General features: G+C 41.9%; 15 protein-coding genes. 1 reads left to right on the forward strand and 14 read right to left on the reverse strand.

The genetic code is table 11. The features are described from left to right. Window positions 1-14 precede the first annotated feature (14 nt). The 14 genes from Q1A54_RS17350 to Q1A54_RS17415 form a co-directional block, all read right to left on the reverse strand. Complete coding sequence (locus tag Q1A54_RS17350; RefSeq protein ID WP_299990656.1) at window positions 15-2,003, reverse strand: gliding motility-associated C-terminal domain-containing protein; 1,989 nt, start codon at window positions 2,001-2,003, stop codon at window positions 15-17. A 150-nt stretch (window positions 2,004-2,153) separates the two neighbouring features. Continuing rightward, on the reverse strand, window positions 2,154-3,656 hold the full coding sequence (gene hutH / locus Q1A54_RS17355; RefSeq protein ID WP_299990658.1) for a histidine ammonia-lyase: 1,503 nt from the start codon (window positions 3,654-3,656) through the stop codon (window positions 2,154-2,156). A 9-nt stretch (window positions 3,657-3,665) separates the two neighbouring features. Beyond that, the gene (hisS, locus tag Q1A54_RS17360) at window positions 3,666-5,072 is read right to left on the reverse strand and encodes a histidine--tRNA ligase (protein WP_299990660.1); all 1,407 of its coding nucleotides are present in this window, start codon (window positions 5,070-5,072) and stop codon (window positions 3,666-3,668) included. 56 nt (window positions 5,073-5,128) lie between these two features. After that, complete coding sequence (locus Q1A54_RS17365) at window positions 5,129-6,511, reverse strand: undecaprenyl-phosphate glucose phosphotransferase (protein WP_196119608.1); 1,383 nt, start codon at window positions 6,509-6,511, stop codon at window positions 5,129-5,131. Window positions 6,512-6,516: 5 nt separating this feature from the next. Next, window positions 6,517-7,755 (reverse strand): O-antigen ligase family protein, encoded by a 1,239-nt coding sequence (locus Q1A54_RS17370; RefSeq protein WP_196119598.1) that lies wholly within the window; start codon window positions 7,753-7,755, stop codon window positions 6,517-6,519. Next, entirely contained in the window at window positions 7,733-8,845 is a 1,113-nt protein-coding gene (locus Q1A54_RS17375) for a glycosyltransferase family 4 protein (RefSeq protein WP_196119596.1), read from the reverse strand. Before Q1A54_RS17375 ends, Q1A54_RS17370 begins: the two co-directional genes overlap by 23 nt. Beyond that, complete coding sequence (locus tag Q1A54_RS17380; protein WP_196119594.1) at window positions 8,845-9,549, reverse strand: class I SAM-dependent methyltransferase; 705 nt, start codon at window positions 9,547-9,549, stop codon at window positions 8,845-8,847. Before Q1A54_RS17380 ends, Q1A54_RS17375 begins: the two co-directional genes overlap by 1 nt. Before the next feature lie 57 nt (window positions 9,550-9,606). Then, on the reverse strand, window positions 9,607-10,692 hold the full coding sequence (locus Q1A54_RS17385) for a glycosyltransferase (protein WP_196119593.1): 1,086 nt from the start codon (window positions 10,690-10,692) through the stop codon (window positions 9,607-9,609). Continuing rightward, window positions 10,658-11,869 carry an O-antigen polymerase gene (locus Q1A54_RS17390; protein ID WP_196119591.1) on the reverse strand — a complete coding sequence of 404 codons (1,212 nt, stop codon included), beginning with the start codon at window positions 11,867-11,869 and terminating at the stop codon, window positions 10,658-10,660. The genes Q1A54_RS17385 and Q1A54_RS17390 overlap by 35 nt, the downstream gene beginning before the upstream one ends. Window positions 11,870-11,987: 118 nt before the next feature. Continuing rightward, window positions 11,988-13,088, reverse strand: coding sequence for a glycosyltransferase (locus tag Q1A54_RS17395; protein ID WP_299990667.1), 1,101 nt, complete (start codon window positions 13,086-13,088; stop codon window positions 11,988-11,990). Window positions 13,089-13,094: 6 nt separating this feature from the next. After that, a complete protein-coding gene (asnB, locus tag Q1A54_RS17400; RefSeq protein ID WP_196119587.1) occupies window positions 13,095-14,999 on the reverse strand; it encodes an asparagine synthase (glutamine-hydrolyzing) in 1,905 nt (634 codons plus the stop codon). Next, window positions 14,999-16,174, reverse strand: coding sequence for a glycosyltransferase family 4 protein (locus Q1A54_RS17405; protein ID WP_196119585.1), 1,176 nt, complete (start codon window positions 16,172-16,174; stop codon window positions 14,999-15,001). The genes asnB and Q1A54_RS17405 overlap by 1 nt, the downstream gene beginning before the upstream one ends. 5 nt (window positions 16,175-16,179) lie before the next feature. Continuing rightward, entirely contained in the window at window positions 16,180-17,283 is a 1,104-nt protein-coding gene (glf, locus tag Q1A54_RS17410; RefSeq protein ID WP_196119583.1) for a UDP-galactopyranose mutase, read from the reverse strand. Between the two features lies 1 nt (window position 17,284). Beyond that, complete coding sequence (locus Q1A54_RS17415; RefSeq protein WP_299990671.1) at window positions 17,285-18,562, reverse strand: flippase; 1,278 nt, start codon at window positions 18,560-18,562, stop codon at window positions 17,285-17,287. Window positions 18,563-18,777: 215 nt separating this feature from the next. Between Q1A54_RS17415 and Q1A54_RS17420 the strand changes: the two genes are divergently transcribed. Then, complete coding sequence (locus Q1A54_RS17420) at window positions 18,778-19,692, forward strand: chain length determinant protein (RefSeq protein WP_196119581.1); 915 nt, start codon at window positions 18,778-18,780, stop codon at window positions 19,690-19,692. Window positions 19,693-19,764 lie beyond the last annotated feature (72 nt).

A 19,764-nucleotide genomic window follows, 5' to 3' on the forward strand; every position in this document is an offset into this window, starting at 1 on the left:
GTACCGGTCCTGGACTAGCGCAGAAGCGTGACAGTGCCGGTGCGGCGTTTTGCTTCCCCGTTATTACTCACAATGTTGATTTCGTAGGCATAGGCTCCTGCTGGCTGTGGTTTGCCCTGGTAGGTGCCGTCCCAGCTGTTGTTGCGGTCGTCAGAGGCAAACACGACCTGCCCCATGCCGTTGTATACCTTGATGTTGAAGGACCTGATGAAGCGCCCCTTCACTTCGAGCACATCATTGAGCCCATCACCGTTTGGCGTAAAGGCATTGGGAATATGCACCTGCAAAGGCTGCTGGATGACCACGGTGTTAGAATAAGAGGAGGCAGTGCCGTTACCGGAAGTCACCCGGATACGGTAGCGCAGTTCCTGCAGTTCCTCACTCAGGTTGCGGTCGGTGTAGGTATTGCCCGTAACCGGCATACTACTGACCACCCGACCTTCAGCATTCAGAAGCTCTAGCGTATACTGGCTCACGCCATCCGGAAAACCAACATAGCCCGTCCAGCCCAACGAGACAACCGGGGCGTTCTCCTGGGGTAGCGCGATCAGGTATACCGGGCAGGTGGTATTGCTGAGAGCCGAGCTGCGCTCACAGGGGTTGGTATAGCTGGCGCGGTAGCAAGCCGGACTCAGCGGTTGCAGCGGGTCTGTGTACGCTGTCTGTGCGCCGGTTGCCAGATCAGCAAAGGGAGCCCCGTCGATGCTGCGCTGGAAACGGATCTGCTGGGCTGTCTGGCCTTCTGGAATCGTGAGTGCCACTTGTACCTGATTGTTAAAGTCGTAGGTGCTGTACAGGTAACCGGCCGGCGGCGTGGCTGTTGAGGTGGCCTGCACGCAGCGGGAAGCTGAAATCGAGCGGCTTTGTCCGTTGTTCAGTGTGCTGATTACCTGGTAGCAGTAGTTTTGTCCGCAACTCAGGTTGAGGTCGGTATAAGTGGGCGTATTGCTGTTCAGCTCTGCAACCAGATTGCCCTCGCGGTATACCTGGTAGCGCTGCACATTGTCTCCTATACCTGTCCAGCTGAGGTTAGCCAGTTCATTGCCCGTCTGCACACCCAGTACCAGGCTGCTAACGGGAGCTGAAAAGATAGGCAACTGATTGCCGCAGTTATCGGCAGGTCGGATCCGGAACTGTAGGGGCTGCCGGGTGTCCACATTGCCTATCCTGAAGTCAACCCACCTGTTTTGAGTAGCTGGCGCACTTGTAAAGATTGGTTCAAAATTGCCAGCTGCTGTGCTGCGTCGCTCCAGCACATAGCGGTAGCCCGGTTGCAGATTCTCCAACGTGAACAGGATCTCACCATCTCCCGCCTCCCGCTGCACTTCCAGCTTTGCGATCAGAGGTGTGGGAGGAGTCGGCAGTAGCGTGACAGTGTTGGTACCGCTTTTCTCACAGGAGCTGCCCGTGTACTTGCCACGCACCGCGATGGTAAAAGAAGCAGCTGTACCCTGATAAGTGTAGAACGGTTGTTCGCCGGCTGCCACGCCTCGTACTACGGTGTTGTCCCCATAATCAATGTCGTACGAGTTGTATCCGATGTCCGCAATGGAGACCTGAACCGATCTGCTGGCGCAGGGCTGCACCGTGAAACTGGGAGCAGGAGTCGCGACTACTTCAAATTCCTGGGGCTCAATTGTGGTGCTGTTGCCACCTCCGCGATTGATGATCTGCGTGATGATGTATTTGCCGGGCTCCGTGAAAGTATATTGAAACCGCCCGTCGGCCCCGCGGTTCACCAGTTCATTCTGATCGAAGTTTTGTGGATCAAATGCCTCTGGTCCCGGATCATAGAATGTGGTATACAATGGGTTTTGGTCGGAACTGCAATCCTGAAAATATACCGGTATACCTGCGCAGATCACTTTCACTTCCTGCTCATTTTGTATAGCCCTAAAACAGCCTTCCTGTCCCAAAACAGGTATAGCAGCGAAAAGAAACGATATGAACAGCAGCAGTCTCAAGCGATAGGTATAGGGTGTGCTACGAATATAGTCAAGCAAGGGATAGGAGAAAAGCCTGTACCTAAAATTCAGGTATAGTAAAAGTCTTTGTTAACTGGGAAGTGTAAATCAACGCAGGCAATTAAAAAGAGAGATCCGCAACAGTACCAAAAACTGTTGCGGATCTCTCTTTTTGTGTATCGTCACTTACTACTGTACAATAGGTAAGCTGCAAGCCCTGATAAAGTCTACGCTTCGTTCCATATCCGGATGCATCACCCGGTCGGTACTCACAAAAGGGATCTGCTCACGATATTCAGCAAACAGCTGCTCCAGCAGTGGTGAGCTGCGTAGCGGACGTCTGAATTCCAGCGCTTGCGCAGCATTCATCAGCTCAATAGCCAGTACCCGCTCCACATTTTGCACCACTTTATACAGTTTCGTGGCCGCATTAGAGCCCATGCTCACATGGTCTTCCTGTCCGTTGGAGGATGGGATCGTGTCAATGGAAGCAGGCGTGCAAAGCTGTTTGGTTTGGCTTACAATGGATGCCGCCGTATACTGCGTGATCATAAAGCCAGAGTTCAGTCCGGGCTCCGCTACCAGGAAATCAGGTAAACCGCGGCTGCCTGAGATCAGCTGGTACGTACGCCGCTCGGATATACTGCCCAGCTCAGCCAATGCAATCGCCAGAAAATCCAGTGCTAGGGCAAGCGGCTGCCCATGGAAGTTACCGCCCGAAATAATTTCGTCTTCGTCCGGGAAGATGTTCGGATTGTCGGTTACGGAATTGATCTCAGTCAGGATCACCCCCTCAGCATAGCGTATGGCGTCTTTCGATGCGCCGTGTACCTGCGGAATGCAGCGGAAGGAGTAGGGGTCCTGCACATGTTGCTTGAACTGGCTGATCAGATCACTGCCCTGTAGCAGCTGGCGGAAATTCGCAGCCGTCTCAATCTGGCCCCTATGCGGACGCGCCTGGTGAATCAGGTGGTTAAACGGCTCAATGCGTCCGTCGAAAGCATCCAGGGACAGAGCTCCTACCACATCAGCCGTGCGCGACAACCGGCGACCCTGCAGCAAACAATGCACCCCATAGGCACTCATAAACTGGGTACCGTTGAGCAAAGCAAGTCCTTCTTTGGCCTGTAGGGCAATCGGTTCCCAGCTGAACATCTCCAGCACGTGGCGGCTCTCCAAGCGGTAGCCCTGGTAGTATACCTCTCCCAATCCGATCAGCGGCAGGCAGAGGTGCGCCAGCGGAGCCAGGTCACCACTGGCCCCAAGTGAACCCTGCTGGTACACGATTGGATAGATGTCGCGGTTATAAAAGTCGATCAGGCGCTTCACGGTCTGCAACTGCACTCCGCTGTTGCCATAGGCCAGCGACTGAATCTTGAGCAGGAGCATCAGTTTTACTACCTCAGCCGGCACCTCGTCGCCCATCCCGCAGGCATGCGACATCATCAGGTTGCGCTGCAGCTGCTCCAGGTTGTCGTGCGAGATCTGCTTTTTATAAAGCGACCCGAAGCCGGTATTGATGCCGTAAATGCTCTTGTCGGAGCTGGCGATCTTGCGGTGCAGGTAGTCGTAGCAGTGCAAAATACGCTCTTCCGCCTCTTGCGATAGGGCCAGACTATACCTGCGGCTGATGATTTCCTCGATGCGCTCCAGGCTCAGGTGCTGACTGGAGATATGGTGAACTTCACTCATGCTGTTTGTTTATAGTGATTCAGATTTTAACTGGGCGATGATGTCGTCGATGTATAGCTCGTCCTGCTCGCCGGACTGCATGTCACGCAGCTTCAGCTTGCCGGATGTCATTTCCTCGGAACCTACCAGCAGCACAAACGGTATTTTCTTCTGGTCAGCATAGCTCATCTGCTTTTTCAACTTGGCACTTTCTGGATACAGCTCCGAAGCTATACCTGCGTTGCGCAGTTTCTGCAGCAGGGGCAGGGCGTAGCGCTCTGATTCCTTGTCAAACTGCACGAGGAGCACCTTAGTACCCACCTCACTGCTTGCCGGGAACAGCTGCAGCTCTTCCAGCACATCATAAATACGGTCTACACCAAATGAGAAGCCGACACCCGAAACGCCTGGCATACCAAACATGCCTGTCAGGTTGTCGTAACGGCCACCGCCGCTGATGCTGCCCATATTGGCGTTGTTCACCTTCACTTCAAAGATGCAGCCGGTGTAGTAGGAGAGGCCACGGGCCAGTGTCACATCCAGCTGCAGGCGTGGCTGACCGGATGGGTTCTGTGTTACAAGAGCATCACTTCCCAGGTTCTCCAGGTACTCCCATACCTCCCGAAGGTCTTTCAGGCCTCGCTGCCCTTCTTCTGTATTACCTAGCAGTGTTTGAAGTTGGTCTAATATTTCCTGGTTAGACCCTTTCAGGTTGTAAAGCGGCTCCAGTCTATCCACGGCACCCTCGGCTATACCTCGCTCCAGCAACTCTTTGCGCACGCCTTCCGCCCCGATCTTGTCAAGTTTGTCAATGGCCACGCAAATGTCGCCCTCACGACCTTTCTCTCCGATGGCCTCTGCTATACCTGCCAGTATACCCCGGTGGTTGATCTTGATCGTGAAGTCTGTCATACCCAAGCTAACCAGCACCTCGTCGATCATCTGCACGATCTCGGCTTCACAAAGCAGGGAGTTGGTACCCACCACATCAGCATCGCACTGGTAAAACTCGCGATAGCGGCCACGCTGCGGACGATCGGCACGCCACACCGGTTGAATCTGGTAGCGCTTAAAAGGGAAGCTAATCTCGTTGCGGTTCATTACTACGAAGCGGGCGAATGGTACCGTCAGGTCGTAGCGAAGTGCTTTCTCGGAAATCTTGCGGGTCAGGTGCTTCGAACCCTGCTCAATATCATTGGCTGTTGTTTTGGATAGGAAATCACCTGAATTGAGGATTTTGAAGATCAGCTGGTCGCCTTCATCGCCGTACTTGCCAGTCAGCACAGACAGCTGCTCCATGGCGGGGGTTTCGAGCGGCAGGTAGCCGAATTTCTCGAAGGTGCGTTTGATCACGCCAAATATATAATTGCGCTTGACCACCACAGCGGGGCCAAAGTCACGTGTTCCTTTCGGTATAGATGGTTTTTCCTTGCTCATGTTTTCAACTTTGCAGGCGAAGTTACTAAAACAGGAGCAAATGCGTGGGCTGATTTTTAAAATGCGTTATCCTCGCCCCGCAGCATGTTGTACACCGTGTAGAAGACAATTTTGAGATCGAGGATGAATGACCAGTTTTCGAGATAAAAAATATCAAGTTTCACACGGCCGCGCATCTGGTGTATCTCACTCGTGTCGCCTCGGAAGCCACGCACCTGTGACAAGCCCGTAATACCTGGTTTGATGAAATGACGCACCATGAACTTATCCACCAGCGTGGAGTAGTACATGGTATGGCTAAGCATGTGCGGTCTTGGACCTACAATCGACATCTGTCCCATCAGTACATTGAAGAACTGCGGCAATTCATCCAAACTGGTTTTGCGAAGGAAGGCCCCGATCGGTGTGATGCGGGAATCCCCGCGCTGGGCCTGTTTGGAGTTGGCCTCGTTGTTCACGTACATGGTACGGAGCTTCCAGCACTTAAACTTTTGGTTGTCCAACCCGGAGCGCTCCTGCTTAAAAAAGATAGGACCTTTAGAGTCGAGCCTGATAAGGATAGCCAGAATAGGAAGCAGCCACGAAAGGATGAACAAAATGACAAGTGATGAGAACACGATATCGAAACTACGCTTCAGAAACTTATTGATCGAATCGTCAAGCGGAATCGAGCGGAAAATAAGCACGGGCAGCATGTCATAGAAATCTACCTGTAGCTTCTGGTAGGGCAGTCCGCCTGGCTCAGGCAGAAATTTCAGGCGGATCAGGTTGTTATCTACAAAATTAAGCAGTCGCACGATTTGATGCTTCTGCAGCTCAAAGGGACTACAGTAGATCTCATCGACATCGTTTTGCGTCACAAACTCCTCGATTTCATCAATTTTACCGACCACATCGGATTCCTGCACTTGCTTGTCATCAAAGAAGCCCATAAAACGGTAGCCATGCTCCGGGTGGTTTTTGAAGAAGCGACGCAGTTCTTTCCCTGGTGCCGTGTACCCGATAATGATTACTTTTCGGTAATTGTACCCCTTCTTTCTGTACACTCTCAATGATGTGATGACGATAATACGCCAAAGGATCACCAGACTGGCCAGCATTAAATAATGGTGTAGTAAGAAGCTTCGGGAGAATTCTGAAGTATCCAGTATATTGAGGATTGCCTCTATCAGAATCAAATAGAGCAGCGTCACTTTCAGTACGTTCACCACTATCTTGAGGAGACGGGTAACCCGGTAAAACTTATAAATACCGAGTAAACTCGTACACACAAACCAGGCTATCAGACCATAAGCCAGAAAATTAGCATAAGGTTGTGTGAAAAAACCAGCTAAAGTCCCCTCCGCCAGCCAGTAAGCACCTGCAGCTGAAATAGAGATAGCTACTGCATCGCCTAATGCATGTATAGGTTTGATATATCGGGAGTACAGGCCGGGCATTTAAATTAATTTGGCTTTGGTTTTTCAGCAAAGACAAATATAGCGCAGAAGAACGAAAATAATACTACACCGAATTGCCTATGAAGAAGTGATTCTGTAACTGAGCAAAGCGAAAAGATTAAGATGAACATCAGTAGCAGCCCATTGTGATGTGAAGAAGCATATTGTATGATAGCCGAATAGCACAAAATAAGAACGACCAAGCCAGGTATACCCAATGAAACTGCGATATCCAGATACTGATTATGGGCATTCAGGTTATTTTCTATACCTGATTCAAAATTAATTTCTTCGTATTTGTTCTGCAGTATTTTAGTTCTTTCGCCTGTTGTCACTCCCCATACAGGGTTTTCCTTTATCACTGAGAGTGCTGTAGTCCATAAAATCTGCCTTTCACTATGGCCAGCAGAACTACTCATTTTGGCAAATAAATAAGGAATTGTATTGTATGCTGTTAAAGAAAAGAGTGTAGCTATTACAACGAGAGCAACAGTTAGGTAAATCTTTTTTTTGAGAATGAGGTGAACAGTAAGTACTATAGAAGATACACCTATTGTAGCAAATAATGCTGTCCGTGATGAAAGTACTGCCAGAAAAATCAGAAAATATATGATTCCAATTATCATTAATACTTTAAGAGGCCACCGCAGTCGTGCTAATTCACTTTGATACACGGTATGAAGGGTTACAACAAAAGCGGTACCAACATATAGGCCAAAATAGGGGGCATGAAAGTTTATGGAAATAGGTAAGGTGAATGAGAAATAGGCCCAATTTAATGTTTTCAGGTTCTCATAAGTGATATCAAATGAGTTGAAGTAGACAGTATAAGTTTTATACAATGCCCAAATTGAAACAAAGAAGGTACTAACCGCAAAGCAGAGTACTGCATATCGAATCTCCTTTCGCTCTAATTTTTGATAAAAGATGAGTGGTAGTAGTGGAATAGAGGTTTGGAGTATAAGAAGATCCAATGACTCTTTGTTAGGACTAAGTAAAAATGAGATAAAGTAGAGGAAGTATAAAAGCAGGAATAATTGGAAAACTCTGTTTCTCAAAATATCCTTTAAGTTAAATCCCGTTTTTATACCTTGTATAAGCCATATGATGGCTAATAAGATAAGAGCAGGAGATTTTAAATTATTTGGTAGTGGTAACAGGAGAGCGTAAATATAAGTTAGTAGTGCTAAGTAGTCTTCTCGCACTCCTTGTGTTACGCCACTAATCCTGTTGTATAAACTCATCGTACTTGCTCTTGATAAAGGACTTGAAATTAGCAACAAAGTTTTGCCTGCTGAACCTCTCCGCATTTGCCCTTATTACATAACTATCAAAAATGTGAGCTCGGGATTCAAACTCGTCTACAGCCTTTATGATACTATCGCATTCTTGGGAATAGAAAAACACACCTGTCTCAAGTTTAACTGTTTCCAAGGTGCCACCTTTTCCGAAGGCTATCACCGGAGTACCACAGGCTTGTGCCTCGACAGGTGTAATACCAAAATCCTCTTCGGCTGCAAAGACAAATGCTTTAGCACGTTGCATGTGGTCTTTAAGCACATCGTAAGGCTGGTAACCTAACATTATAATATTATTGCCTGCTTTCGCTTTAATCTTATTAAAATCAGGACCTTCACCTATTACAATCAGCTTCTTGTCTGGCATTTTTGAGAAGGCTTCTACTATCAGATCTATTCTCTTGTATGATACCATACGTGAAGCGGTCATATAGAAATCTTCCTTGTTTACACAAAGACTGAAATTATCCACGTCAACTGGAGGGTAAATGACAGTAGCCTCCCTATTATAAACTTTCTTAATCCGCCTTGCAATGTAGTTCGAGTTAGCAATGAAATGGTCTACTCGGTTAATAGTTGACGCATCCCATAACCTTATATAATGGAGAACAGATTTTGCAATTATCCCCTTGATACCTTTCTTTAAGTTTGCTTCCTCCAGGTATTGATGATAAAGATCCCAGGCATAACGAATAGGGGAGTGGCAGTAGCAAATGTGGAGCTGATTTGAATTCGTCAGAGCGCCCTTCGCAACTGCATAAGAAGAGGATATGACCAAGTCATACCCAGTAAGGTTGAACTGCTCTACCGCCATTGGAAATAATGGCAAATAGCTTCTATATTTATTCTTGGAGAAAGGTAATCTTTGGATGAAAGAGGTATTGATAGTACAATTGCTGAAATAAGTGCCTTTAATAGCGTCCTCGTTTTTCATTAAAGTATAGATGTTCCCCGGATAAGAACGGTGAATTTCTTCCAATACTTTTTCGGCTCCCCCCATTAATGGAATCCAATCATGTACTATAGCTGTTTTCACTATTTGCCTAAATAGAAGTTAGTTTCCAGCCTCTCCGTTATCGGATAATTCAGAAACTCATTGGTGTAAGTATTCTTTTTTTCCAGCATTAGAAAAATCGCCCATGCCATACTAGGTAGGAGACTCGCTAATGGCCGAGCCAGCATTGGAGGAAAAGGATAAAAATTGCTCCCGGCAAATTTAGAAATCTTATACCCATTCGGGAAACAAGAATGTACAAATCTTTTTAGATCAGGTAAAGTATAACCTCTCACATGAGCGCTATTGTTCTTTAAACTAGTCGGTTGGGAGCCAAATAATAGCATAAGTCTATTGTGAAATGATGCCAAGTTAGGAACCCCCACTATAAATTTGCCACCAGGTTTTAGGACTCTTGTTACTTCATGGAATATCCAGAAGATTTCCTTCGTATGTTCCAATATCTGGTTTGCAATCACTATATCGATAGACTGGTCTTCAAACGGTAGTGAATCACATTCAATGTTCAATGAATGAACCTCTATATTTTTCGATTTTAAACTTTCTATGTAGGGGCCATAGCACTCGACAGCGTGTAATGTCGCTTCAGGGTTTGCATGTCGTGCAATCAGCAAATCAGCTCCCTGACCAGCGCCTAAATCTAATACAGTCTTAGGACCAACACCTTCTGAAGACAGATAGCTTTTGATGATGTGCCTGCCATAATTTAAGTCTCTGTCTATCATAGTAATCATTTTGATAAGTTTGGCAATATAACTACATCGGCAGTAAATTGAAACTAATTAGGTTTTATACACCAGTTCAGTTTTATTCACCATCAAATCAACCGTGAACTTATCTTCATATATTCTTCGGGAATTATTCGAAAATTCATCAAGTAGCGCTTGATTCTGAATCAGCTTTATAATAGCATCTGCTGCATCCTGAGGAGAATCTGATTGGTACAAAAAACCGTTTACACCATGTTGAACCACTTCATTATTGCCTGTCACATTAGTAGCCACGATCGGAATACTCAATGATGCTGCTTCCACCAAAGAGAGTGGTAGACCTTCCCATCTAGAGGTAGACAGGTATAGTTTAGCTGATTGTAAATATTTCTCGGGATTATCAGTAAAACCGGTAAATACAATATTAGTTAACCCATCCGATTCCGCCTGTTTCTCCAAGCTTAGCTTGTCCGGACCATCGCCAACCCAGATAAACTTAATGTGCTTATGATCGTGAAGTAGGGCAGCAATTTTCAAAGCTAGCTGCATATGCTTTGAAAAGTCAAACCTGGAGATAGAGACTACTTCAAATGTCTCTGCTGAGCTCTTTCCATTCGCTTTTGTGAGTGTAGAAAGATCAGGAACGCCGTTGTAAATCGTTGTCTGCTTCTCCTTTTGGCAAAACCCACCTGTAACGCAAATATCCCCTTCTCCATAAGACACATTGATGAACTTGTCTGTCAGGTGTTTGGCTGCATTTTCATAGCCGTAGTAAAGCATCTTGGCTACTTTGCCATACTCCTGTGTATGCACGCCGTGGAAGGTATGAACTACTTTTAGTGCAGGGTTTAGTATTTTCAGAAATCGAGAGTAAACGCCTGCTCCTTTCCCATGTGAGTGGACAACGGAGATACTATTTTCTTTTATAAATTTAGATAGAGCTAAAAGCGCGCTCGTTTTAAACTTACGATGGGGTAGATTGAAAATACCATTAACATGCTGATTTCGCTGCCATAAGCCGTAATAGGGCTTATCATCGGGACAGGCCACATGTACTTTAAAGTCAGCAGAAATATTATTTATAAGTAAATCTACGTGGCGCGGCCCTCCACCGTAATCTGCCCTAACGGTTATAAGCAACAGCTTTATCTTGCTCATAAGTCTTGTTGATGAAAATATAAAAAAGAGAAAACTGTGCCAGAAGTAAATCCGACATAAGAGATGCTCCAGTATTATTAGTTATAAGCAGTCCTATCACAAAATAAAAGAAAAGTGTATGAAGGGGAGAAAATTTACGCAGATTAAAGGTTTTAAGCAAAATGGTTAAGAAAAAAAGGCAAATGGATATTAGCGCAAGAATGCCTCCATATGCTAGCATTACAAAGAACAAACTTTCAGGAACGGTGGCAAAATGCTGAAAGTGAGCTAATTCCGCATTTGTCTGTTCTAGGTAATCTATAAAATTAGGTTCATTATAACCATAGCCTATTAAAAGGTGTAATGGGAACAACAGATAAGAAAGCAGAATTAATACCCATACATTGAACCTAAGGTTCAGATTCTGCTCCCCTCCAGAGGTTGAAAATGATTCAATTGTATACTGTATCTTATTAATAAGACCCAAATTGACGCCTTTTGAGATGATTACGATCAGGAATACCGAAAGCGCTATAAAAAAGTAGAAGTATATTTTTTTTATCCTGAGACGAAGCAAATCTTTTAGAAAAAAGGCTGCATTAACCAGCACAAAAATCAATATAGACTCCCTTGAGGTTAATAGGAGTAAATTGAAAACCGCTAATATTACTAAAATCAAACTAAACTTATTCTCCTTTATATTTTCAGAAACTAAAATGTGAATATTGAGGATGTATACAAGGACTAAGTAAGACCCATAAATACCATGATTACCAGCCGACCGGGAAAAAGTGAAATCAGAAAGGCTTAAGTTCAGATTTGATAACCCAGAAGGTACGTAGTTTACATCCCATGTAGTAAGTGAGAAATAATCGCCAGTGCTACCTGGATAGTTGTACCACTGGATAGCATAAAGGGATATAGTGAACAGAATACTTAAGAATGCTATTTTATTAAATGTATCGACAAACGAGTAAAAGTTATTTTTAGCAATAAGGCATATCGCTACAATATAAAGCCCATACTTAATAGATTTAAACAGACCAGAAATATCAATATAGTTGGCGAATGAAATGAGAGTGCATAGTACAATGATGCCAATCGAAATTAAATAATAAAAGAAAGGACTTATATATTTAGGTAAATGCAAATATCTTTTTGAATCAACAATGACAATTAGTAGAATAACTAAAGCCATAATTATCTCCTGCGGGTATAAAAACACCCCTTCATAAAACTGGATTTTGAAAGAAATAGGGAGCGTAAGTAATGAATAAAATAGTATATTATTTAACGATACTCTCATCTATATATCCTTATGCTTTCCTGTTAAGAATGCTGATGAACAACTGTTCGTATTCGCCGATTATTTTCTTTAAAGAGAATCTGGCTGATGTATAACTCTTTGCAGATTCCGGATCAAATTTAATATAGGCTACTTCCTGTATCTTATTAGCTAATTCAGCCAAATTGCCGTCCTCAATCAGCCATCCGCTTTTGATATTGTCAACAATTTCGGCAATACCCCCTGGGCTTTTGAATCCAATTACCGGTGTGCCGCAAGCATTTGCTTCTATTATTACATTCGGAAAGCCTTCATAGTATGATGTTTGAATAAGAGCCTTGGCAGATTCCATATACGGGTATGGATTACTCTGAAAACCTAAAAACGAAATGCTCTCACCGAGCCCTGCTGCTGCCACATATTGTTGCAGCTTTACTTTATCCACACCGTCCCCAATAATGTTTAAGTGTATGCTTTTATCCCGAATAATCTTGAATGATTCTATTAGTCTATCAAACCCCTTTTCTTTGGACAGCCTTCCAACCGCCACAAAATTTATTTTGTCCGCCGGAAACGGTGTGCTAGCCATGCCTGCCTTGAAACGGATATAGTCCTCATCTATTGGGTTATTGATAACTATCGTTTTCTCAACAGGTATATTATAATTCTTTAGTAGATCATGCTGCATGTATCGGGATTGACACACAATTTTATCAAATGATCTATAGACTGTTCTGAACAGAAAATCAAATAAGGCTGGATATACCTCATTTTTGTTGTGTACACTTACTGTGCTTGATTCTCTGGCAATAAATTTAGTTGATTTTGGGAGAACATGCCTTATTGCTGCAATGACTAGATTTAAATGACCGAGAGTAGAGAATACAATATCCGGTTTATGCCGCCAGATCAGTTTTATTACTTTAAATGGAGCATACCTTGTCCTGCTAAGATTCAAATCCAAAATTCGGACATGAGATGGAATCTCACTTAAGAATACACCTTCTTTTCTAACTAATACCAGTGTTATATTAAATTTAACTGCATTCAGATTCTTTACCAGATGCGTAACAAATCGCTCAGATCCACCACCATGCAAGGAGGGGATAATGAAAAAAATATTGATTCTCATGTAGCTCTAATTCATCCATTTCTCATGCCACATCTGAAACATCAATATAAACCACATTTTCTGTGGGTTATATTTTTTCTCTTTAACATACTGATCTCTTATGCTGTTAAATCTCATAGGGTCAAAAATACCTTGAGATTTGATATAGTCCGGGCTAAAGTAGTCCATCACCATTGGCTTCAGATCAGCATTCAGCCATTTAGATAATGGTATACTGAATCCCATCTTAGGACGATTCATTATCGTTGATGGCACATACTTGTGCACTATTTCTTTAAGCATGTATTTTGAAACTCCATCCTTAATTTTATAGGAAGAAGGTAGCTTTGCCACATACTCAGCTATGCGATGATCTAACAATGGTTCACGACCTTCAATGCTAACCGACATAGTTGCCCTGTCAACTTTAGTTAAAATGTCGTCTAGCAAAAAGGTTCTGAAATCTGTCAATAGGAGTGAGTTCATATCATCACCTCCTATACTATTTCTGCCCGAATTGAAGAATGTACTCCTTCCGGAATTGTAAGAGCCCTTTAAAAGTAAAGTGATTTCTTCTGTGGAGAAGAACTGGCTTAGGACATTGAAGTAAGCATTAATATCCTGATTTGAGAAAAGTTCTTTCGTTTTTGCGACACGCGTTTCGAGGTTATAGATATTCAAAAAGTCCAGTCCTCTGTGGATATTAGTTTCTAATATCCTGGATAGTGCCTTTTTTGCATAGCTTGGAATATTATTATACTTCTGGTAGATTGAAAGGAAGGTTGAGTACTTTCCATATCCAGCAAAAACCTCGTCGCCTGCATCGGCAGATAACACGACAGATACATGTTTCTGAGCAATTCTGCTAACCAAAATAGTTGGCACCGCTGAGCTATCTCCAAATGGCTCATCATATATGTAGGGCAAATCAGGCACAATGTTCAGCAAATCGTCTGGAGTGCAATTATATTCTGTGTGGTCTGTCCCCAAATGATTGGCTACCTCCCTTGCATACTTTGCTTCGTTAAATTGCTTGTCATCGAATCCAATACAAAAAGTCTTCAGCTTTTGAGACTGGTTAGCCTGAATAAGTGCCGTAACTAATGTGCTGTCATATCCACCGCTCAGGAAAACACCTACCGGGACATCCGATACCATTCTGTAATTGCAGGCGGAAATAAGTAAGGGTTCTATTTCTTCAATAGCCTGCTCTATCGAAATTCCAGTATTTGCACCGTAGAATTGGGATAGGTCCCAATAAGGCTTGTCATTAATTTGCTGAGTTCTTAAATCAATGGTAAGGGAATGACCTGGCTTTAGCTTATGCGTATTTTGGAAAATCGTATAAGGGGTAGGGATGTATCCATATTGAAGGAAATTGCCTACACTATCATAATCTATTTGTTTCTGGAAAGCTGTGTGTTTATAGAAAGCCTTTAATTCAGACGAAAAGAGAAAAAGCCCTTCATGAAAATAATAATAAAGCGGCTTGACACCAGCTCTATCACGTACGATGTGAATAAGCTGGTTCTGGATATCATAAATAGCATAGGCGAACATGCCTATGAACTTATGAACTGAATCTATTCCCCAGGCTATAAATGCATTTAAAATAACTTCTGTATCAGAATTAGAATTAAATTGATAACCTAGTTGCTGAAGTTCCTTTCTTATATCCGCGAAATTGTAAACTTCACCGTTGTAGACAATAGCAAACTGACTATTTAGGCTGAGCATCGGCTGATGGCCATTCATGGACAAGTCCAGAATAGACAATCTCCTATGGCCAAATCCAACACTGCTGTTATCATTACCCCATACTTTGATGCCGGAGTCATCTGGTCCCCGATGTTCCAAAGCATTGGTCATTAGTTTTAAATGTTCTATACCTGACCTGGAGGTAAAATCACAAAACCCCGTAATTCCACACATTAATTATCAGCTTTAACTATCTTAAGAATATTATAGAATTTGTCTGCGGTTGCTTTCTCCGAAAACTTTGCTGTGAATACATTAACAGAATTTCTTTTCATCTCTGCTAAAGCTACCGGGGATGAGAAAACCAATTTTTCAATTTTGCAAGCCATGTCTTCTACGTTCTGTGGCTCAAACAGAAACCCATTGTTTTCGACCAGATCGATCAATCCACCTGTATTAGAAAACAGTACGGCATTAGATGTTGCAATAGCTTCTAAGGCAAACATCGACAGGCCTTCATACCGCGACGGTAGTATGACTACATCAGAAGCTATCAGCTGTTCCAATGTTTCATGATGCGTAAAACCGTCAATAAATTGTATAAAACTTAGATTGTTTTCTTTAGCCTTTGATTTAAGTTTCGCCTGGTAATCTCCTTTACCAACTATTTTTACTTCTATTTTATCTCTCACTTTATCCTTTATAAGGATTAATGCATTGAGCAAATCGTCAAATCCCTTCTGCAGATAACCGCCTTCGTCCATTCTACCTAGTGTAAAAAACTTCAGCTTTCCAACTGGGATACTATCACCTTGAGTATCACCCGCTACCATTGGCATCGTATTCGGAAGTGTAAAATAGCCTTTATGGGCTATATGGTATAAGTTGTTATCTAAGTAGTGAGTTTTGATAAAGTCTATGTGGAAGTTATTTGTAGATGCAACGTACTTTACTTTGTTGAATACAAAATTCTTTAAAATATATTTTCCTAACTTATATTTAAAATTAGGGAAGTAAACCATGTATTCTGTCTCGAATGTAGAGTGAACCCTTACCAATAGTTTCTTGTAAACATTTCGATGTAGGTTACTCAGAAATACATAATCTTCAAAGGTTTCAACAAAGGCTAGATCATAATTCTGTTTTAAGAACAGCTGATTGAATTGCTTTGCAAACAGGTAGCTGTTTAAAAAGAAACCAAGCTTATTTTTTGTAAGCTTATAGTTTAACCTGATCACATTCACGTTAGGGGCTGAAAACTCAGCTTTATCTCCTAAGTTATTCGGTGTTACTAAATCGATCTGTACTTCAGGGTAATAGTTTGTAATAGCTTTGACAAGATTCTGAAAAGCATTAGAGTAACCAGAGTTTTCAGGATAGAATGTGAGGCAGTAAAATAAAATTCGCATGTATTTTAAGCTGAAATGGTTTCCTCAATTCTGCGAACCTTTGCCAGTGCCGAACCGATTACCTGGTGCATGTCATAGTATCGGTAGTCTGCTAAACGACCACCAAATATGTATTTCGTTTCCTCTTTACTGAGAGTTTTATACTGGTTAAATATTTTGGTATTCGTATCGTCATTAATTGGATAATACGGAATGCTGTCTTTTTGCCACACTTCCGGGTACTCTTTGGTGACATAAGTATAAGGTTGTTTACCAAACTCAAAGTGCTTGTGTTCTATTATCCGGGTATAAGGTATATCCAGTTCTGTGTAATTTACCACAGCATTCCCTTGATAATCTTCTATAGCATGATAGGAATGCTCAAATCGGAGTGTCCTATATTCCAACTCGCCAAAACGGTAATTATAGAATTCATCAATCCTGCCAGTAAATACAACTTTGTCGGCCAGACCATCGAAATAATCGCGATCAGCAAAATAGTCCGTGTCAAGTTGCACCTCTATACCTGAAAGCAAATTCTCAAATAGTTTTGTATAGCCTCCGATAGGTATACCTTGAAATCTGTCAAAGAAATAGTTATCATTAAAGTTCAGCCTAATAGGCAACCGCTTGATGATAAATGAAGGTAGTTCCTTTGGATCTTTCATCCACTGCTTTGTAGTGTAGCCTTTTATGAAGATATCATAAATTTCCTCACCAACCTGCGACAGTATCCACTCTTCTAAGTTTTGTGGATTATCATTCTTAACTCTTACCTCTTCCAACTTCTGCCTTGCTTCTTCAGGTGTTTGTACCCCATATATTTGGTATAATGTGAACAGGTTTATCGGGAAAGAATATATTTTGTCTTTATACCTGACGCGAGGACTATTTTTGAAATTATTGAATTCAGCAAAACGCTGCACATAATTCCAGATATTCTCATCATCTGTATGGAAAATATGCGCACCATATTTATGTATGTTTATTCCCTCTTTATTTTCTGTATAACAGTTTCCAGCAATATGGCTTCTTCTGTCAATTACAAGACACTTCTTGCCTTTGTCAGTCATTTCACGGGCAAATGTAGCCCCGTACATGCCAGCACCTACTATTAAATAATCGTACATTTTATAATTTTATAAGATATATCCGTTTTGTTACCAGAAATCTATACATCATAATTGCTATGAGAGCTTCTGTGAAAAGTACAGAAGTTGCTACACCGATATGCATAAAATTGTATCCTAGGACTACCACTATGGCCAGGTGAATAGCACTGCAAATTAGCAAAATGCGAAAGAATTGTTTCCTGTATTTTAAATTAAGCATAGTTTGAATACCAAAAATGTTACTCATTGCAACAATAAATGGTACCCACGCCAGTATGCGCAAAACTAACTTAGATTCTTCATAGGCATCCTTAAAGAGATAATCTACAATAAGATCTGAAGCGAAAAATAGACCCGCAGAGAGCGTAAAAGTAAATACTCCAACTAATAAAGTAGCCTTTCTCAAGAAAATAATCGCGTCTTTACGTGACGTATTAAACAGATTACTTACATGTGGGTATATAGCTTGTGTAACAGGGCTTAATAAACCTTGGAAAGCTTTTACAACCCTCTCCGCAGAAGAGTAATAACCCACAATCCTATTATTGAAGAATAATCCCAGTACAAAGGCACTTGATACTGTATATAAACTTATAGTAACATTAGAAATGAATATATACCATCCTTCCTTAATCTGAATTATAAGATCTGCTTTTGATACTTTACTGAACCTTACTTGCAGACTACCAATAACAATTATTATTCCTAAAACACTTGCTGCGAGTGATGTTGTGGATTGGAGAACAGGATAAAGTATGTACTCAGCTTCACTTTTTATGAAGAGCAAAATGAGGCTATTAAAAATTACTTTTGAAATGATGTTTAGGTAGGTTATGTATTTCATGGTTTCTAAACCTTGAAATAACCAGATAGGGAAAAGCGCCTGTGCCAGTACAGATAGATAGAACCACATTAAAAGTTCTTTTTCTGCACTAAAATCGGGCATATAATGAATGAGCGGTAGAAATATTAGAAGGCCAAGCGCAAACAGCGAAATTTTTATAATAAGGACAGATGTAAATATCTTAGAAACCTTTTGCTTGTCATGCCTATTAATAGAGATTTGTCTTGTAGCCGACAGATCAAAGCCAAAGTCCGTTATGATAATAAAATATTGTATAAATGCTTGTGCAAATGCTATCAGACCAAACTTGTCAGGTCCTAATGTGCGAATAATATAAGGAAGAGTTATTAACGGGATTATATAGTTACTTCCTTGTAATACAAGTAGTGCAAGAAAATTCTTATAAAGTTGTTTTTTAGATATCCTGTCGAGGACACGTGAAGCGAGACTCACCTACTATCAATTAAACGTGTTATTTCAAATGGGCGGCAAGTTAGCGCTTTAAGAAGGTGTATCAAAATTTCAGGAATATTAACAGGCAAAAATATATTGAATCAGTGCGATTTTTCATTACTAGAATATCCCTCGGTTGATATTCAATGATTTTAATTAGTAAGTAATATACTATTTACATTATCAACTATATTTGCCTAAAAATTGGGTTAACAATGTATAATTTAGACGATAAAGATAAAGCTAAAAGAGAATACACTCAGGATGAAATTGATTTGAACATAGTTTTTAAAAAACTGGGAGAATTTGGAATCAACATTGAGAGGGGGATTAGCAACCTTATTCAGCTTATTATAAGGAGGGCTGCATTTTTATTTATCTTTACTTCGCTTAGTATAGGTATTGGATATGGTTTGTACTCACTCATAAAACCTTTCTATACCTCTTCTATGACTTTAGTTTTAGCTAATATCCGAAATGAGTTTATTGAGGATCAGTTAAATAAACTTTCGGAGATGATAGAAGATGACAACTTCGAAGCGGTGGCAGAAAGGTTAGATATAACAGCAGCCACTGCAAAAGAAATCAAAGAAATGAATTTTTATAATCTTGATCAGAATAGGATCGATGAAGACAGTGTGCTTACGGGTTCTCCTTTTCGAATTGAGCTAACTATTTATGACCCTCAGCTTTTTGATAATCTGGAACCGGCTATCATGAACTACCTGGAAAACAATAGATATTTTGCACGTCAAAAGAGAATTAAGCAAAAGCAGGTTGAAAATATGATTGCTAAGCTTAGAGGAGAAATATCTTCTATTGATAGTATGAAAACGAATGTAAGCGAGCCAAGAGGGCCTGTTAATGGGTTCGTATACGGTCAGCCCATAGATCCTACCAATTTGTACCGTGAAAGTATCTCCATGTACAAAGAACAGGTTAATTTGGAAGCAGACTTGGAGAAACTTGCAAACGTAGAGATCGTGACTGGATTTACGCCGAGGTTGCGACCTACTGGGCCGAGTTTAAAAAAATACTTGGCTATCAGCGGATTGGTTGGTTTACTTTTCGGAATAATGGTGGCTGTTATTCTTGAAAACAAAAAGAGGAGGAGAGCAGCATTAGCTTAGCTTTTGCTCTAACTTAACTAAAACTAAAAGAGGGCTGTCAGTTAATGACAGCCCTCTTTTAGTTTTAGTTAA

The sequence above is a fragment of the uncultured Pontibacter sp. genome (genome assembly GCF_947502515.1).
Lineage (GTDB): Bacteria > Bacteroidota > Bacteroidia > Cytophagales > Hymenobacteraceae > Pontibacter.